This window comes from Rhizobium sp. Root1220 (assembly GCF_001426265.1).
In the GTDB taxonomy this organism is placed as follows: Bacteria; Pseudomonadota; Alphaproteobacteria; order Rhizobiales; family Rhizobiaceae; genus Rhizobium.
On the sequence record NZ_LMDG01000012.1, the window covers coordinates 153,649 to 170,910 of the forward strand.

Below are 17,262 nucleotides of genomic sequence, written 5' to 3' on the forward strand. Positions count from 1 at the left end.
CTATAATCCTGCGTGTCTGAGCGCGTTGCTAAAGTCCTTCAGGTTGTTATGGTGAAGCGGCAGCTTTTGCATGAGACAAGATATGATCTACGCAGATGTGCCAGGAGGAGATGAGTTGGTGGCGTGGTTCGGAGAGGTGCCCACTTTCCACGATGCCGAGATAATCAGTCTGTCTCTCAGCCGAACCAGAGCCAGCGAACTCAAAATACACGGCTCGATCACGACCGACGGTGTCGATCCGAATGGATACATCGTGCTTGATAAGCACGCTGTCGTGACCTTCAGCTTTGAAGGAATTATGGACCTTCAACTAGACGGCTTCAGCAGTCAGAATGTTATCGCAGGCCTTATCCTTCAGCGTGCAAGGGACCGAGGCCGTTCAGGCTACTATGCGACGCCGGAGGATGTTCTCGACATCGAGATCGAACTTCTCCCCTGCTATGGATTGGATGGATTTATCAGAGCAAAAAAAGTCGCGATATCATTCATTAGAGATCGCCCGCCAGAAGCATAGCGACGCTGCCGTTACCCTCAAGGCTGCGCGACCTCGCCATCAAATGTATAATTACAACGTGCGAGAAGCGGCACACCGCTTACCCGGCACGTGCGCAGCGGTCATGTGGGTGTACCGGAACAGCATCCGGGCATCTTTGTGGCCGCTGATCAGGCTCACCTCGGGGACCGACAGATCCCGCTCGAACAACGCGAGTAGATCCGACAGTGCCGCCCATCAGGCATGCAGCTGTGCAGAACAAGAGTTGTTGCAACAATGTTGCAGAAAACTGTTGAAATGTTGCAAGCGGGGCGAGATATCGGTCGAATGGAGCGGCGGAAAATATTCAGGTTTTTCAATCGCTTATGGCGGAAGAGGTGGGATTCGAACCCACGGTACGGTTTCCCGCACGCCGGTTTTCAAGACCGGTTCCTTAAACCACTCGGACACTCTTCCATCTGATTGAGTTGATCGCGATTCCGCGTTTGGCGCTGAGATATTTCGGGCGCCCGCCACCGGTTGCATTCAAGTCAAGTCCGGACGCTTTATAGCGCTTCGGCTTGCAGCGTCAACCTGTTCTACGGTTGGGTTGCAGATCGGCGAGATGCTAATGTTTTTGGAATGATGCGTTGTTGGTACGTCGCAACCGGGAGGGTCTTGGAATCGGAGTGGACCAAAGCGACCAGCGGAAGAAGCGCCGCGGCAGGCCCCCCGTGGGCCACAAGGGACTGGAAACGCGCCAGGCGAAGATGCCTTAATTAGCATTTTGTTAACCATGTTAATTAGAATTGACTCTATCTCGGGGAAATGTGTCGCAAATTTGCCACGAAGACCGCATGATTAAAGTCTCGTTAGGTTGGTGGGATTAGGGGTGACTGACCCATTCTGGGCAGATTTCTTAACCATAACGGTCTTGAGCGGCGTGAGACATATGAGACGAGACTACGGGGCGGTGTCATTCGCGGCGGGGATCCGATGGGTCGGGCTATCGCTGATCTGTGCAACGATTACAGCCTGTGGATCGACGCCGGCGCCGACGAAGCGCACGCACGGGAAGGAATACTTCTCGGAAAAAGAATATGGCGTGAAGGCAAGCCCCAGGGTTGCGACGGGCGATAATATCCCCAAGGGCGGCGGCCGCTACATCGTAGGTAATCCCTATATGGTGAAGGGCAAGCGGTATTATCCAAAGGAAGATTTTTCCTACAACAAGGTCGGCATTGCGTCGTGGTATGGCTCGGCATTTCACGGCCGCCTGACCGCTAACGGCGAAGTCTATGATCAGATGCATCTTTCCGCCGCGCATCCGACATTTCCGCTTCCGAGCTATGCACGGGTGACCAATACCGAAAACGGCTCCTCCGTCGTCGTGCGTGTCAACGATCGCGGTCCGTATCACGAGGGGCGCATCATCGATCTTTCCAACAAGACCGCCGACATGCTTGACCTGCAGCACAGCGGTACTGGCAACGTGCGTGTTCAATATGTCGGTCGTGCCCGTATGGACGGCCACGATATGCCTTATCTGATGGCATCCTATGTGCCGAAAGGCAGTCGCGTCCCCGGCATCAATCCGGGTGGCGGCCAGATTGCCACGGGCGTGATGGTCGCGTCGAACAGCAAACGCATCACTGCCGACCAGTTGCAGAGCTTCGGCGGCTTTACACCAGCGCCGGAAAATGTGCCGGTGCCGCTATCCGCGACTTCATATGCCGGCTCTACGCCAAGTGCGAAGTACAACGGAGCGCCGGTTCCCAAGCCCGTCGCACAGCCGTCTTTTGGCAACGCCGCGCCATCCTTCGACCAGGTGGTGGTGTTGCCTGAGATCGGTCCGTTCCCCTACGAGCGTCCGTTTGGACGGCCGCAAGGCTCGTTGGCAATGGGTTATCAGGAAGAGGGCGTGAAGACCGTGACCGTCGATCTCGCGTTTGATGCTGTTATGGTCCGAAACGACGGACTCACGCAGGATTCCATTCTCGCATCGTTCAAGCGGCATAAGCGGTAACGCGGGGCTTCATGTGAATGCGGCGATTGTGTCGCAGCGCATCAGGTTCTAGAGTCCGCAAAAGGCAGCATGATTGATGGGGTTTTCGGTGTTGAAGCGTCTACTTGGCCTCTGTGTCTGTCTTCTGCCATTCGCTTCCGGAACTGCCGCCGCGCCGAACGAACCCAATGCACCGTTCGTGACAAAAGCCGCACAGGCGTACATGGTGGAGTCGTCCACCGGCACGGTGCTGCTGGCCAAAAGCGAGAACCAGACATTCTCGCCCGCTTCGTTGGCCAAGCTGATGACGCTCGAACTCACTTTCGATGCACTTGCCAAAGGCCAGATCACGCTCGACACGCAATACCGGGTTTCCGAGTATGCCTGGCGAACCGGCGGCGCGCCGTCTCGTACGGCGACGATGTTTGCGGCGCTTAAGTCAAGCGTGCGCGTCGAGGATCTCATCAAGGGGATCGCGATCCAAGGGGCCAACGACAGTTGCATCATTCTTGCGGAGGGGATGAGTGGTGACGAGCCTTCCTTCGCCGAGGCCATGACGCGCCGGGCAAGGACACTCGGAATGGAGCGGTCGATCTTTGGCAATTCCACGGGCTTACCGGACGGCAAGAGCAGGACGACTGCTCTGGATATGGTGACGCTCGCAGTTCAGCTGCAGAAGTCCTACCCGGATTTCTATCCGCTGTTCGCTCAACCCGATTTCGAATGGAACAGGATATTTCAGCGCAACCGAAATCCGTTGCTCGGATTTGGAATGGGCGTTGATGGTCTTGCCACGGGATTTGCCGACGGCGAGGGCTATTCGATTGTCGCATCGGCGCAGCGCAATGGCAGGCGCCTGTTTGTGGCGCTGGCTGGCATAGCCTCCGACAAGGAGCGTACCGACGAGGCAAAACGTGTGCTTGAGTGGGGGTTGTCGGCTTTTGAGAGCCGGCAGATCTTTGGCGAGAGCGAAGTGATCGGACAGGCGGGCGTCTATGGTGGTACATTGCGCAAGGTCGATCTCGTAGCGAAGTCGGCTGTCAGCGTCTACATGCCGGTCAGCAATCCCGAGCGACTTTCGGCGCGCATAACCTATCGCTGGCCGTTGATGGCGCCCGTCGCAGCCGAGCGCGAGGTCGCGACACTGAGGATATTCGCGGGCAGCCGCGTGGTGCGTGACCTCCCACTTTTCACGAAGGAGAGTGTCGAAGTTGGTTCGCTCGGCAGTCGGGCCGTCGACGCGATTATGGAACTCGGTGAAACGCTGCTGTTCTCCTGGTTGTGGGACAAACCGGAGCCCACGTGATCGCGACATTGGTGGCTCACACGGGGATGGTTCGCTTGAGGCGGTTTCGCTGACGGTGATCTTCCGCTAGATGTAGGCCAGAGGCGCAGCGCGGACGCGCCGAAATGCGGGAAATTGTCATTGTCATCCGGGACTGGATTGTTTGTTACGTTTGAAGGCGGTGAGGGTGCGGGAAAGTCAACGCAGATTCGTCGCCTCGCTGAATCTCTTCGTGCCAATGGCTATGATGTGTTGCTGACCCGCGAGCCTGGAGGTTCATCCGGCGCGGAGGCAGTGCGGCACGTTTTGCTTTCCGGCGCCGCGGAGGCGTTCGGCACACGGATGGAAGCAATTCTCTTCGCAGCCGCCCGCAACGATCATGTCGAGGAAGTTATCCGTCCGGCGCTTGCGGCCCAGACTGTTGTGCTCTGCGATCGCTTCATGGATTCTTCTCGTGTCTACCAGGGCGTGACCGGCAACCTTGAGGCCGAGTTCATCGAGACACTTCAGCGCGTTGCCGTAAACGGCATCGTTCCCGATTGCACTCTCATCCTCGATCTGCCGGCAACGGCGGGGCTTGAGCGCGCCCGAAGGAGGGGTGCAACCGCCGATCTCGGTCCGGACCGATACGAAAAAGAGGAGCTGCAGACGCACGAGAAGCGGCGCGAGGCTTTCCTCGACATTGCGGCGCGGGAGCCGGAGCGCTGCCACGTCATCGATGCGATGCAGGCCGAAGAAACGATCGCGACTGCGATTTTCGCGGTCGTTGAACACCATCTATTACCGCGGGAGACACCGACTACTGCCGCGGGAGACGCGGAAAATCGCGCGGAGGCTGCGCATGAGTGATGAACGGCCCGGACTTCTGGACGGCGCGATCTGGCCGGCGGACAATACGAAACTCTATGGCCACGAGGATGCGGAAGCATTCCTTGCGCACTCTTACCGCTCCGGTAAGGGTCACCACGCGATCCTGATCGAGGGACCGGCGGGGATTGGCAAGGCGACGCTCGCCTTTCGTTTTGCCAATCACGTTCTGACGCACCCAGACCCGGCAAGCGCCCCCGAGAGTATGGCTGATCCAGATCCCGCAGCGAGTATCAGCCGACTGGTCTCTTCGGGCGCTTCCCACAATCTGCTGCATCTGGCGCGTCCGGTCGATGAGAAGACCGGCAAGATCAAGTCTGCAATCACGGTCGACGAGGTCCGGCGGGCAGGGCGCTTCTTCTCCCAGACATCGGGCACCGGCAACTGGCGTATCATCGTCATCGATCCCGCCGACGACATGAACCGCAATGCGGCGAATGCCATCCTCAAGATTCTCGAGGAGCCGCCCAAGCGCGCGATGTTCCTGTTGATTTCCCATGCGCCGGGCAAGCTGCTGCCGACTATCCGATCGCGTTGCCTGCCGCTAAGGCTATCGCCGCTTGGGGATAGTGCATTGGGCGCTGCCCTTGCCAACCTCGGCGTCGATGCCAGTGAGGGCGGCTTGCTTGCGGCTGCCAAGGGCAGCGTGGGTGAGGCACTCAAACTCGTAAACTATGGCGGTGGAGAGATTATCGCTGCCTACAACGAGGTTCTCGCGACGCAAGGACCTTCGGCGCGCAAGGCGATGCACCGCCTTGCAGACGCCCTGTCCGGCAAGGAGAGCGAAACGATCTTCGAGTTTTTTGCCGGACACGTAGGCGACGACCTCATCAACAGGGCGCGCGCAGCAGCGATGGCGGGACAGGTCGCCGCAGCTGAAAGGCTCTCGCGGATTCACTCGGATATTGCGGAAAGGCTAGCGGTTTCGGATGCCTATAATCTTGACCGCAAGCAGACGGTCCTGAGCATCCTCGGCGAGATCAAGCAGCCTGGGCCGTGATCAGGCGGACAACAGCTTCCAGGCGACGACGGCCAGCGTGAGTGCAAGCACGATCCGGATTGTCCGCTCGTGCAGCCTGGGTGCTATCAGGCTGCCGGCAATGATGCCGGGGATGGAGCCGACCAGGAGTGCGAGCAGAATCCCCCAATCGATCTCGCCGATCATCCAGTAACCCATGCCGCCGATCAGGGTGAGAGGCACTGCATGTACAATATCGGAGCCGACGATCTCACGGACGTCCAGTCGAGGATACAGAACAAGAAGCACGGTCACGCCGAGCGCCCCTGCACCGACGGACGTCAGTGTCACCAACACGCCAAGCGCGAGACCGAGCATTGTCGTCCAAAGCGCAATAGTAACCGGCCTAGGCTTGGAACGCCTTCCGATCGCTCGAAGCGCCAGCGCAAGAACCTGCTTGCGAAAGACCAGCATGACGGCGGTCATTACCACTAACCAGCCGAGCGCGGTTGTGATTGTGTGTGCCGCTTCGACGCTCTTGCGGTCGATGCCCGCCAGCAGCCAGAGCATCAGCATGGCAGCGGGGACGCTGCCAGCCGCAAGACAGCCCACGATACGCCAATTGACCCTTCCGTGCATGCCGTGGACCGCCGTGCCGGCTGTCTTGGTCACGGCGGCATAGAGCAGGTCGGTGCCGACAGCGGTAGCAGGATGGATGCCAAAAAGCAGCACCAAAAGCGGCGTCATCAGCGAGCCGCCGCCCACGCCCGTGATGCCGACAAGTGCGCCAACAAAGAGGCCCGAGAGAGAATAGAGTGGATTGAAGCTGGCAAGAAAAGTCAAACGGCTACCTCAAGGACGCGCGTGAAATCGTGCTGCCAAGCATGGGAGTTGTCACGTCGCTGTTGTCCCGCCATTTTCGTTTTGTCTGGGGTAGAATGCAGCCAAAACCGAGTCAAGGGCGGCCTTCCGCAGATCGCCAAATCACTGATCCTTGCCAAACTTAGTGTTTCGCTTCGCCGGCACATGCGCTAAGAGCGGCTGACAAATTTTATAGAGTAAGCCGGACACGATGGCCGCCATGACAGACAAGACTCCTTATTACATCACCACCGCGATATCCTACCCGAACGGCAAGCCGCATATCGGCCATGCCTACGAACTGATCGCGACCGATGCGATGGCGCGTTACCAGCGCCTCGACGGCAAGGATGTCTTCTTCCTGACGGGCACCGACGAGCACGGCCAGAAGATGCAGCAGACGGCGCGTGCCGAAGGTATTTCTGCGCAGGAGTTGGCCGATCGCAATTCCGCCGAGTTCCAGTCGATGGCCACGCTGTTGAACGCCTCGAACGATGACTTCATCCGCACCACGCAGGAGAGGCACCACGAGACCTCGAAGAACATCTGGAACCTGATGGCCGATAGCGGTGACATCTACAAGGATAGCTACGCCGGGTGGTATTCTGTGCGCGACGAAGCGTATTACCAGGAAAACGAGACGGAGCTGCGCGGTGATGGTGTGCGCTACGGACCACAGGGCACGCCGGTCGAGTGGGTGGAAGAGGCAAGCTACTTCTTCAAGCTCTCCGAGTACCAGGAGAAGCTTCTGGCGCTCTACGAAGCCAATCCGGATTTCATCGGGCCGGCCGAGCGACGCAACGAGGTGATCTCCTTCGTCAAGTCGGGGCTGAAAGATCTATCGATCTCGCGCACCACCTTCGACTGGGGCATCAAGGTTCCGAACGATCCTGCCCACGTCATGTATGTCTGGGTCGACGCGTTGACCAACTACATCACGGCAACCGGCTATATTGAAGACCAGAACGGCCCGCGGGCGAAATACTGGCCGGCCGATGTTCACATTATCGGCAAGGACATCATCCGCTTCCACGCGGTCTATTGGCCAGCCTTCCTGATGTCGGCAAAACTGCCGCTGCCCAAGCGCGTGTTCGCGCACGGTTTCGTTTTGGCCAAGGGCGGCGAGAAGATGTCGAAGTCGCTCGGCAACGTGCTGGATCCGGTCGAGCTTATCGGTCATTTCGGGCTCGACGCGATCCGCTATTTCCTGATGCGCGAAATCTCCTTCGGCCAGGACGGCAATTGCAGCGAAGACGCGATCGCCACCCGCATCAATGCCGACCTCGCAAACGGCATCGGCAATCTGGCCAGTCGCTCGCTGTCGATGATCGTCAAGAACTGCGATGGCCAGATTCCTGAATGCGGTCCGCTCACTGACGAGGACAAGGCAATGCTGTCAGCTGCCGACGCATTGCATGCTTCGACACACGATGACATGAACAGGCAGCTGATCCATCGTGCGCTTGCATCGATCATATCGGTCGTATCCGAAACCGACCGTTACTTCGCTGGCCAGCAGCCGTGGGCGCTGAAGAAGACCGATCCCGCACGGATGGCAACGGTGCTCTACGTTACCGCCGAAGTCGTCCGCCAGATCGCGATCCTGTTGCAGCCGTTCGTACCGGAATCTGCCGACAAGCTGCTCGACCTGGTTGCCGCGCCCGCCGACAAGCGAGATTTTGCGGCACTTGGCGAAGCAGGCAGGCTTATCGCGGGCACGGCGATCGAGGCGCCAAAACCCGTCTTCCCACGCTATGTCGCACCGGAGGCGTGAGGCTCCATGCTCATCGATACGCATTGCCATCTGGATTTTGCCGACTTCGACCAGGAGCGTGACGAGATCGTCAAGCGCGCCCATGATTCCGGTGTCAGGCAGATGGTGACGATCTCGACGCGCGTTCGCAAGCTGGACGGGCTACTGGCCATTACCGAGAAATATCCTTCTGTCTTCTGTTCCGTGGGCACGCATCCAAACAGCGCGAATGAAGAGCTCGACATCCAGACCGAAGACCTTGTCCGGTTCGCCGACGCCCATGAGAAGATCGTCGCGATAGGCGAGGCTGGTCTCGATTACTTCTACGATACGCAGACACCGGAAGATCAGAAGACCGGTTTTCGCCGGCATATCGCGGCGGCCCGTGAAACAAGCCTGCCATTGGTCATCCACAGCCGCAGCGCCGATGAGGACATGGCTGAAATCCTGACCGAGGAAACGGCGAAGGGCGTTTTTCCTTTCATCTTGCATTGCTTTTCGGCCGGCCCGGAACTCGCACGAACGGGCGTGGAACTCGGTGGCTACCTCTCCTTTTCGGGCATCCTGACGTTCCCGAAGTCTGACGAACTACGCGATATAGCCAAGACGATCCCGCACGACCGGCTACTGGTCGAGACCGACGCACCCTACCTCGCGCCGAAACGATGGCGCGGCAAGCGGAACGAGCCATCCTACGTGGTCAACACCGCCGAGGTCCTCGCCGACACGCTTGGCCTCAGCTACGCTGAAATCGCTCGGATCACGACCGACAACGCCTTCCGTTGTTTCTCGAAGATGCCGAGGATCTGACGCAGTGGGTTACCGGCGGCGTTTCACCATTCTCGGCTGTTCGTCGTCGCCGGGCGTGCCCCGCATCACCGGTGACTGGGGCGCATGCGATCCGACCAATCCCAAGAACCGCCGCACGCGCGCATCGTTCATGGTGCAGCAATATGACGACAACGGTGGCGTCACCACGGTCGTCATCGACACCGGCCCGGATTTCCGAGCGCAGATGGTCACAGCCGGTGTCAAGCACGTCGACGCCGTACTCTATACGCATGCGCATGCGGATCACATTCATGGTCTCGATGATCTGCGCGGCTATTATTTTGGTTCGCAGCAGCGCGTGCCGATCTATGCGACACAGAGCACCATGGACAGCATACGCCGCGGTTTCGCCTATTGCATGGAAACGCCTCCGGGAAGCAACTATCCGCCCATCGTCGAACCAAAGATCATCGAAGACATAGGCGTGCCGTTGCGGATCAGTGGCGGCGGCGGGACGATTTCGTTTGAGCCGCATGCACAGCAGCATGGCGATATTATTTCATTGGGTTTCAGGATAGGTGACGTAGCTTATTGTAGCGATATCAGTGACTTTCCACCAGAAACTGTATCAAAACTTGAGGCGCTGGACGTGCTTGTGATTGATGCCCTTCAATACCGGTATCACCCGAGCCACCTGTCGCTGGAACAATCGCTCGATTGGATCGAGCGATTGAAACCGAGGAAGGCGATTCTCACCCACATGCATACGCCGCTCGACTACGACACCGTGATGGCAGAGACGCCGGATCACGTTGTTCCGGCTTATGACCAGATGACTTTCGAGGTTGACTGGCCGCAATCGCATAGGGGTGTCGGCGCTGCGTGAGTGGTACGTCAGCCCGTGCCGCGAGCCAATCCTTCTTGCCTCGATGAGACGTAGTTGCGCCAGCCGCCATATTCCGTGATGTCGATCGCTCCTGCGATCGCTGTGGCTTCGACCAGGAATCCCTTTGCGGTGGTACCATCGGAAAGCTGGATCGTACCGATGCTGAGCGGGGAAGGAATTGCCGCGACAAATGCCCCGAATGCCGCTGGTGCCAACTGCCAGACTTCGACGTCGATCCTGCCGCCCTTGCCGACGTCGACACGGATCATTCCGGGTTTCGCCGGAACCTGGCCGGCGAGGGCGTAAAGCCGGTAGGCATTTGATGTCTGTGTCGCGCGGCAAAACCGAGCGTTGAGATCGCGCAACTGGGTGTTCAACTGCATGCCCGAGAGATGCGCCCCCACCACGACAAGATCGATCAGCGCTTCGTCACCTGTTCTTGCGGTCGTCGTTGAGGGTGGCAGTGGCCAAGCTGTGGCGCCCAGCGTCACGTCGGCAACCTGATGGATGTCGCGAGCCAGCGATGCCGTCACGGCGTCCCTTCCGGCGGACGCGAGCAACGTGACGCTCGCCGGCAGGCCATCGGTACGTTTGCCGGTCGGCACGGCGATGCCGCACATATCAAGAAGATTGACGAAGTTCGTATAGGTCCCGAGACGGGAATTCTCCCGGATAGGCTCGGCGGCAAGATCTGAGAGCGTATAGTGGCTCGGCGCTGTTGGCACACAAAACAGATCGACCGACGCAATCAGCGGCTGGAGCGTCTGCTTCAGTGCCGCCAGTGTGTAGAGTCCGTTGAAAGCATCGGCAGCCGTCAGCGTTCTGGCGCTGCCATAGATCTTGCGCGTAACCGGATGAAAGCTCTCTTCCCGGGTATCGAAGAAGTCCTTCACCGCCGCATATCGCTCAGCCACCCACGCGCCTTCATAGAGAAGGTTGGCAACCTTGTAGAAATCGCCAAATGGCACTTCGACGAGCCGGTGACCAAGCCGCGTGAGCGTCGTCAGGGCGTTCTCGTAGGCAGCCTCCATGACCGCATCTCCGAAGAACTGGCGATCGCTCGTTGCCGGAACCCCGATGGTGAGGACCGGCGGCACAGCGCCAAAGCCAGTTGCAAGGATAGCCTTGGAGTAGGCGTCCGTCTGATCGTAACGCGCCGCCACACCGAACACCCTCCAGCTGTCCTCGACAGTCAGGGCGAAGATGGAGACGCAATCGAGCGTCCGGCAGGCGGGAATGACGCCCGTCGTCGACAGTGCGCCGAGGGTAGGCTTTAACCCGACAATGTTGTTGAGCCCGGCAGGAATTCGTCCGGAACCCGCCGTGTCGGTGCCCAATGCAAAGCTGACAATGCCTTGGGCCGTCGCGACCGCGGATCCGGAACTCGAGCCGCCAGGCACGAGCTTAGCATCGATTGCGTTACGCGGGATCGGATAGGGCGATCGGACACCGACAAGGCCGGTGGCGAACTGGTCTAGATTTGTTTTCCCGACGACCAGCGCTCCGGCCTCCCTGAGCAGGCGCACGACCGTTGCGTCAACGTCCGGAAAGTAGCCGTAGTCGGGACAGGCAGCTGTTGTCGGCATACCGGCGACGTCGATGTTATCCTTGACGGCAAAGGGAATGCCCCAAAGCGGCTTTGCCGCCGCATCGAAGGCCCCGAGCGCAGCGGCCTGCTCCAGGAGCCCCTTCCTGTCGGTCAGGTGGAGGAAGATGCCCGGATCGTCGACCTCGGCGATGCGCGCAAATATGGTCTCGATGATCTCGGCGACCGTGCCGCCGTTGATGTAGAAGGAATGCAGGGATGTGATATCGAATGCCGGTCCGCCGGTCATGCTGTTTCCTCTTCGATTATCTTCACCGGCCGGTCCCACTGGATAAGCACGACGCAGCCCGCATCACTCCAGACCGAATGCTCAGTTCCGGCCGCATTCACAACATAGCTGCCCTCGCCGTAATCGCCCGCTTCGTCCGATTGCGTTCCTTTCAGGACGAGAATGGTCTCCAGACCCTCATGGCGGTGGCGGGGAACGGTTGCACCAGCCTGATATTTCAGCAGCGCTACCCCAGGCTGGTCGCCTTCGAACGGCTTGATCCAGTGAATGGTGACATCACCCCGGAATGGCTCGAATGGCAAGTCTTTCCAGCCTCCTGACGTCAACAGTTCGCGCTTCGTTTCAGGCATGCCCGATAACCTCCAGAATATCGTCCACGTGCGCCGTCCATCCAACGATCGCACCCTGCGCGCGGATCATTGCGATCGCTGCCTCCTTGAATTCCGGAAAATAGCTCTCCGTGGCCTCTTCGGCGAGCAGGCATTCGTAGCCGCGATCATTGGCTTCGCGCATCGTCGTCTGCACGCAGACTTCCGTGGTGACGCCTGCAAATACCAATTGGCTTACGCCGCTCTGCTTGAGAACGTCACCAAGTTCCGTCGCATAAAATGCGCCCTTGCCCGGCTTCTCGATGACGACCTCGCCATCGATCGGTGCCAGTTCTCGCAGGATTGCTGTACCCGGTTCACCGGCAATCAGGATCCGACCCATCGGGCCATCGTCGCCGATCCGAAGGCTGGGATTACCGCGATTGCGCTTGGCGGGCGGTAGATCGGAAAGGTCCGGCCTGTGGCATTCCATCGTATGAATGACGGGTAGTCCCGCGTCGCGGAACCCCTGGAGAAGCCGCTTGACGTCGGGGATGATTCTCGTGACGCGGTCGACGTCGTTGCCAAGGCTGGCCCCGAAACCGCCGGGTTCAGCGAAATCACGCTGCATGTCGATGACAATGAGTGCCAGCTCGTGCCGTCGGGTTGGAAACGCGAAGGGTTGTGCATTGATCTCCATCAGTGATGTCCTGCCAGATGCTCGCCGATCACCGAAATGTCAGCCGTGCGCGCGGGGGTTTCATAGACAAGCTTTCCGCCCGAGATGACCATGATGCGATCGGACATTTCCAACAGTTCGTCGAGGTCCTCCGATAGCAGCAATACCGCCGCGCCCGAATTGCGTGCCCTCATGATGCGTGCCCTTATTTCGGCGACTGCGGAGAAGTCGAGACCGAAGCAAGGGTTGGAGACAATCAACAGGTCGACCTCACCGGTCAATTCGCGTGCCAGCACGGCTCGTTGCACATTGCCGCCGGAAAGCGCGGCGATCGGTGACGAAGACGAAGCGGCTTTCACCTTGAAATCGGCGATGAGATCCGTCGCCCGCTTTTTCATCTTGCCCTTGCTCAGCCAGATCGCATCCTTGCCGTCCGCCCTGACGTCGAAGGTCCGGAAGGCAAGGTTCTCGCTGACCGTCATCTTCGGCGCGCAGGCGTTCTGCAACGGCTCTTCGGGGATGAAGCGAACGTGGTTCTTGCGGGTTTCATGGCGGGTCGCGCCATAGGACCCACCGTTCACCGTAACAGTCCCTGCATCCGTCGGCCTTTGACCGGCTAAAATCTCTGTCAGCTCCTTCTGTCCGTTGCCGGAGATGCCGGCAATACCGACGATCTCGCCGGAGCGAACCGTGAGGGTTTCGATTTCGATGGTCTTCAGCCCTGACCGGTCGGGAGCCTTCACCTGCTCGACCCTGAGCACCGATTTCGCAGTCTTCGATACCGGCACCCGCGTATCCAGCTCCGCGAGCTTCACGTCGCCTATCATCATCGAGGCCATCTCTGCTGTCGACAGCTCGCCGACATTGCCGCTGCCGACCAGCTTGCCACGCCGCAGGATCGATACGGCATCGGCGAACCTGGTGACTTCGTGGAACTTGTGCGAGATCATCAACACCGTAAGTTCGCCACGCTGCGTCATTCCGCGCACCAGTCCCAGCATCTCGTCCGCTTCTGCCGGCGTCAGCACCGAGGTCGGCTCATCGAGCACGAGGAAAGAGCGGCCGAGGTAGAGCTGCTTGACGATCTCCAGCTTTTGCTTTTCGCCGGCCGCCAGTTCGCTCACCGGTCGGTCGAGCGGGATCTTGAAGGGCATCCCCTGCATGAAGGATGCGAGATTCTTGCGCTCCTTTGCCCAATTGATGATTGCAGGGACCGCTGCACGGCTGATGACGAGGTTCTCCGCGCCCGTCAGCGACGGCACCAACGTGAAGTGCTGATAGACCATGCCCAGTCCATAGGTGGCGGCATCCTTGGGCGAGGCGACTGCGACCTCGCGGCCATCCACCGACAGCGATCCTGAGGTCTGCTGATAGAAACCCATGATACATTTCACCAGAGTGGATTTGCCGGCGCCATTTTCACCGAGCAGCGCGTGGAACGTTCCGGCCGGAATGTTGACCGAGACGCGCTCGAGCGCCGTGAAGCTGCCGAAGCGCATCGTCATGTCGAGTGTCTGGATGCCGACGGCCTTACCGGCCTGCGGAAGAGCCGTGTCGCGTACGATGCTCACTTCATATCTCCTTTTTGACGATGATTGCCACAGGACCGCCACGGGGCAGCTTCAGATGCTCGGCGCTACCCGATCCGCACAGATTGGGCTTGCCAACGTTTCCAGCGAGATGGGCGCGCAGCGATGGCGTCAGGGGAGCGCCTCCACCAGAGCGGTGGAACTGGAGACGGAACCGAAGACGCCACCTTGCATCTTCACCATCTGGATGGCGGCGAGGTGGTTGCCGTAATCGGTGGCGCCGCAGCAGTCTTCCAGCAGCAGGCATTCGAAGCCGCGGTCGTTGGCCTCGCGCATGGTCGTCGAGACGCAGACATCGGTGGTGATGCCCGTCAGGATGATGTTCTCGATACGCTTCTGGTTCAGGATAAGTTCCAGGTCGGTGGCGCAGAAGGAGCCCTTGCCCGGCTTGTCGATGATCACTTCGCCTTCAAGGGGATAAAGCTCCGGAATGATATCCCACCCCGGTTCGCCACGCACCAGGATGCGGCCGCAGGGGCCGGCATCGCCGATACCGGCGCCGATGCGCTGCGAGCGCCAGCGTTTGTTGGCCGGCAGGTCGGAGAGATCGGGTCTGTGTCCTTCGCGGGTGTGGATGATGTGATAGCCCTTGGCGCGCAACACCGTCAGCACCCTTTTGATCGGCTCGATCGGCGCCTGCACCAGCGACAGGTCGTAGCCCATATGGTCGACATAGCCACCTTTGCCGCAGAAATCCGTCTGCATGTCGATGATGATCAGAGCAGTGTTGTCAGGTCGGAGCGAGCCGTTATAGGGCCAAGGATAGGGGTCAGCCCTGACATAGCGCTCTTTGGTTTCAGTCATCATATCCACGGTCTGTCTCCTCTATTCGCCCACAAGTTTGAATGCTTCGCCATCGCGCCTGACGGGTGTGTCGTAGACGCCGTTCTCTGACTTGTTGAGGCCACCAAGACCGTTCAATGCCATCCCCATTACTTCGTGAGTGACAACGCGCCGGGCGCGCCAGACAGCGAACGCGTGGGCGAGGAGGTGGCAATCAGGATGGCGAGCGTCAGGACATATGGGGCTGCATAGAACAGGTAGTAACCCTGCGTGACGCCAACCGATTGAAGGGCGGGGCCGAGCGCACCTGCACCCCCGAAGAGGAGCGCGGCGAGGAAGCACCCGATGGGGTTCCAGCGCGCAAAAATTACCAGCGCGACCGCCATCAGGCCCTGGCCGGACGAAATCCCCTCATTCCACGAGCCGGGATAAAAGAGGGAGAGATAAGCCCCACCGACAGCAGCGAGCGAACCGCCCACGGCAGTGGCAAGCAGCCGTACGCGATCTGGATCGATGCCCATGGCGCGCGCCGCATCCGTGCTATCGCCAACGACACGCAGCACCAAACCTACGCGCGTGTTCTTGAACGCCCACCAGAGCGCAACGGCAAGCAAAGCGCCAATCACGAAGAGCACGTTGATATTCAGCGCCGCCTGAACCTGCGGCAGGCGGGACCAGAATCCGAGCGGGATCGACGGTAGGTGCGGCGCTACCGGCTTGATGAAGGGTTTACCGAGGAAGAAGGCGAGCCCAAGCCCGAATTGCATCATGGCAATGCCGATTGCGATATCGTTGACCTTCGGCCATTTGCAGATCCAGCCGTGAACCAATCCGAAGACGGCGCCGGTGCCCATGGCCGCCAATACGCCCAGCCAGGCGGACCCGCTCATTACCGCGACTGCATAGGCAGTCATCGCACCGACGACGAGTGTACCTTCCAGGCCGAGATTGATACGACCCGACCGTTCGGTGATCGTCTCGCCGAGGCTAACGAAAATGAACGGGGTGGAGACGCGGATCGCGCCTGCCAGGATGGCGAGCGGGACGCCCCATATGCCGATGCCGGTCTCGTCCATCATGCGCTCCTTTTCCAGAGGTCGGGATTGAAGATCTTGAAGCGGCCATAGAAGGTTTCGCAAAACAGGATGACGACGAAGAGCGTGCCCTGCAGCACAAGCACGGTGGCGTCCGGTAGACCCATGCGACGCTGGATGAGCCCACCCGATGCATCGATGCCGCCAAGAAGGATGGCGACGGGAATGATCGCGAGTGGATTATGTCGCGCGAGGAAAGCGACGAGGATGCCCGTGTAGCCATAGCCCGCCGCCAGCGAGGCATTGGCACTGCCTTGCACCGCGGCGACTTCGATCATCCCGGCAAGTCCCGCGAAACTGCCGGCAATGGCGGTGAAGCCGACAATCAGCCGTCCGACAGGTAATCCCTGGATCTGTGCGGCCCGAACATTGCCGCCGGCGATGCGAGCGGCAAAGCCGTAGCTGGTTACCTCGATCAGTATCCACGAGATGATGCAGGCGACGATGCCGATGGCCAGACCCCAGTGCACGTCCATGCTGGGCAGCTTGCCGAGCATGTATTCGGGTGGCAGCGGGGTGGTCGATGGCTTGTTGAGGCTGGCCGGATCGCGGAGTGGCCCTTCGACGAACTGGTTCATCAAAGCGATGGCGATATAGGCGAGAAGCAGGGACGATATCGTTTCGTTGACACCGCGATAGTGCCGGAGGAAGCCGGCAAGGCCGATCCAGATGCCGCCGGCGATCATCGCAGCCGCTGCCATCAGGAGCAGCACGAAAAAGGCAGGCAGCACGCCGACAAAGGGCAGCGCGATGGCGGCGGCCGCGACCCCGCCGAGGACCACGGCACCTTCACCACCGATGATGACGAGGCCGAGCCGGGCCGGCAGCGCAACGCAGAGCGCAGTCAGGAGGAGGGGGGCTGAACGGCTAAGGCTGTTCTGCACGGAAAACCAGCTACCGAAGCCACCGGTGTACATCAGCTGGAAGAGGACGGCCGGCGATTTGCCGACCGCCATGATAAAAACCGAGAAGAGCGCCAGACCGATCAGGATCGCGCCGAAGCTGATCGCGACAGGTTCTGCCCGTCGTGCTAGCCATTCCAGAACCGGTCCGAGCAGGGAGCGCCCGGGAACGATGGAGATTGCGGGATTGTTCGCCTCGACTGTCATGACGCTT

General features: G+C 59.7%; 16 protein-coding genes and 1 tRNA gene. 8 read left to right on the forward strand and 9 right to left on the reverse strand.

All coding sequences use genetic code 11. From position 1 onward, the window contains the following. Window positions 1–82: 82 nt before the first annotated feature. Window positions 83–514, forward strand: a complete 432-nt coding sequence (locus ASC90_RS10070; protein WP_056539122.1) for an Imm50 family immunity protein — start codon at window positions 83–85, stop codon at window positions 512–514. Window positions 515–859: 345 nt separating this feature from the next. On the opposite strand, the gene ASC90_RS10075 is transcribed toward ASC90_RS10070, so the two are convergent. Beyond that, window positions 860–949: transfer RNA gene (locus tag ASC90_RS10075), tRNA-Ser, on the reverse strand. Between the two features lie 475 nt (window positions 950–1,424). Between ASC90_RS10075 and ASC90_RS10080 the strand changes: the two genes are divergently transcribed. The 4 genes from ASC90_RS10080 to ASC90_RS10095 all read left to right on the forward strand — a co-directional run bounded on the left by ASC90_RS10080 (window position 1,425) and on the right by ASC90_RS10095 (window position 5,629). Continuing rightward, a complete protein-coding gene (locus tag ASC90_RS10080; RefSeq protein WP_056539124.1) occupies window positions 1,425–2,498 on the forward strand; it encodes a septal ring lytic transglycosylase RlpA family protein in 1,074 nt (357 codons plus the stop codon). An 88-nt stretch (window positions 2,499–2,586) separates the two neighbouring features. Beyond that, complete coding sequence (locus ASC90_RS10085; RefSeq protein WP_056540180.1) at window positions 2,587–3,783, forward strand: D-alanyl-D-alanine carboxypeptidase family protein; 1,197 nt, start codon at window positions 2,587–2,589, stop codon at window positions 3,781–3,783. Window positions 3,784–3,903: 120 nt separating this feature from the next. Next, window positions 3,904–4,611 carry a dTMP kinase gene (tmk, locus tag ASC90_RS10090; RefSeq protein WP_056539127.1) on the forward strand — a complete coding sequence of 236 codons (708 nt, stop codon included), beginning with the start codon at window positions 3,904–3,906 and terminating at the stop codon, window positions 4,609–4,611. Continuing rightward, window positions 4,604–5,629, forward strand: coding sequence for a DNA polymerase III subunit delta' (locus ASC90_RS10095; RefSeq protein ID WP_056539131.1), 1,026 nt, complete (start codon window positions 4,604–4,606; stop codon window positions 5,627–5,629). Before tmk ends, ASC90_RS10095 begins: the two co-directional genes overlap by 8 nt. Here the strand turns inward: ASC90_RS10095 and ASC90_RS10100 are convergent, their stop codons facing one another. Beyond that, complete coding sequence (locus ASC90_RS10100) at window positions 5,630–6,430, reverse strand: sulfite exporter TauE/SafE family protein (RefSeq protein WP_056539134.1); 801 nt, start codon at window positions 6,428–6,430, stop codon at window positions 5,630–5,632. It lies immediately after the preceding gene. A 238-nt stretch (window positions 6,431–6,668) separates the two neighbouring features. Between ASC90_RS10100 and metG the strand changes: the two genes are divergently transcribed. The 3 genes from metG to ASC90_RS10115 are packed head-to-tail and all read left to right on the forward strand — an operon-like array spanning window position 6,669 to window position 9,858. After that, window positions 6,669–8,222, forward strand: a complete 1,554-nt coding sequence (gene metG / locus ASC90_RS10105) for a methionine--tRNA ligase (RefSeq protein WP_056540183.1) — start codon at window positions 6,669–6,671, stop codon at window positions 8,220–8,222. Window positions 8,223–8,228: 6 nt separating this feature from the next. After that, entirely contained in the window at window positions 8,229–9,011 is a 783-nt protein-coding gene (locus ASC90_RS10110; RefSeq protein WP_056539137.1) for a TatD family hydrolase, read from the forward strand. A 4-nt stretch (window positions 9,012–9,015) separates the two neighbouring features. After that, window positions 9,016–9,858 (forward strand): MBL fold metallo-hydrolase, encoded by an 843-nt coding sequence (locus ASC90_RS10115; protein ID WP_056539140.1) that lies wholly within the window; start codon window positions 9,016–9,018, stop codon window positions 9,856–9,858. Between the two features lie 8 nt (window positions 9,859–9,866). Here ASC90_RS10115 and atzF read toward each other — a convergent pair whose 3' ends face one another. From atzF to ASC90_RS10150, 7 genes are all read right to left on the reverse strand, one after another. Continuing rightward, entirely contained in the window at window positions 9,867–11,693 is a 1,827-nt protein-coding gene (gene atzF, locus ASC90_RS10120; RefSeq protein WP_056539145.1) for an allophanate hydrolase, read from the reverse strand. After that, complete coding sequence (locus tag ASC90_RS10125) at window positions 11,690–12,043, reverse strand: cupin domain-containing protein (RefSeq protein ID WP_056539147.1); 354 nt, start codon at window positions 12,041–12,043, stop codon at window positions 11,690–11,692. The genes atzF and ASC90_RS10125 overlap by 4 nt, the downstream gene beginning before the upstream one ends. Next, window positions 12,036–12,704 carry an isochorismatase family cysteine hydrolase gene (locus tag ASC90_RS10130; RefSeq protein ID WP_056539150.1) on the reverse strand — a complete coding sequence of 223 codons (669 nt, stop codon included), beginning with the start codon at window positions 12,702–12,704 and terminating at the stop codon, window positions 12,036–12,038. The genes ASC90_RS10125 and ASC90_RS10130 overlap by 8 nt, the downstream gene beginning before the upstream one ends. Continuing rightward, window positions 12,701–14,251: an ABC transporter ATP-binding protein gene (locus ASC90_RS10135; protein WP_056539153.1), complete on the reverse strand. Its 1,551-nt coding sequence runs from the start codon at window positions 14,249–14,251 to the stop codon at window positions 12,701–12,703. Before ASC90_RS10135 ends, ASC90_RS10130 begins: the two co-directional genes overlap by 4 nt. Before the next feature lie 129 nt (window positions 14,252–14,380). Then, entirely contained in the window at window positions 14,381–15,082 is a 702-nt protein-coding gene (locus ASC90_RS10140) for an isochorismatase family cysteine hydrolase (RefSeq protein WP_056539156.1), read from the reverse strand. A 119-nt stretch (window positions 15,083–15,201) separates the two neighbouring features. Further along, window positions 15,202–16,128 carry an ABC transporter permease gene (locus ASC90_RS10145; protein WP_056540186.1) on the reverse strand — a complete coding sequence of 309 codons (927 nt, stop codon included), beginning with the start codon at window positions 16,126–16,128 and terminating at the stop codon, window positions 15,202–15,204. Beyond that, window positions 16,128–17,255 carry an ABC transporter permease gene (locus ASC90_RS10150; RefSeq protein WP_056539159.1) on the reverse strand — a complete coding sequence of 376 codons (1,128 nt, stop codon included), beginning with the start codon at window positions 17,253–17,255 and terminating at the stop codon, window positions 16,128–16,130. The genes ASC90_RS10145 and ASC90_RS10150 overlap by 1 nt, the downstream gene beginning before the upstream one ends. Window positions 17,256–17,262: the final 7 nt, after the last annotated feature.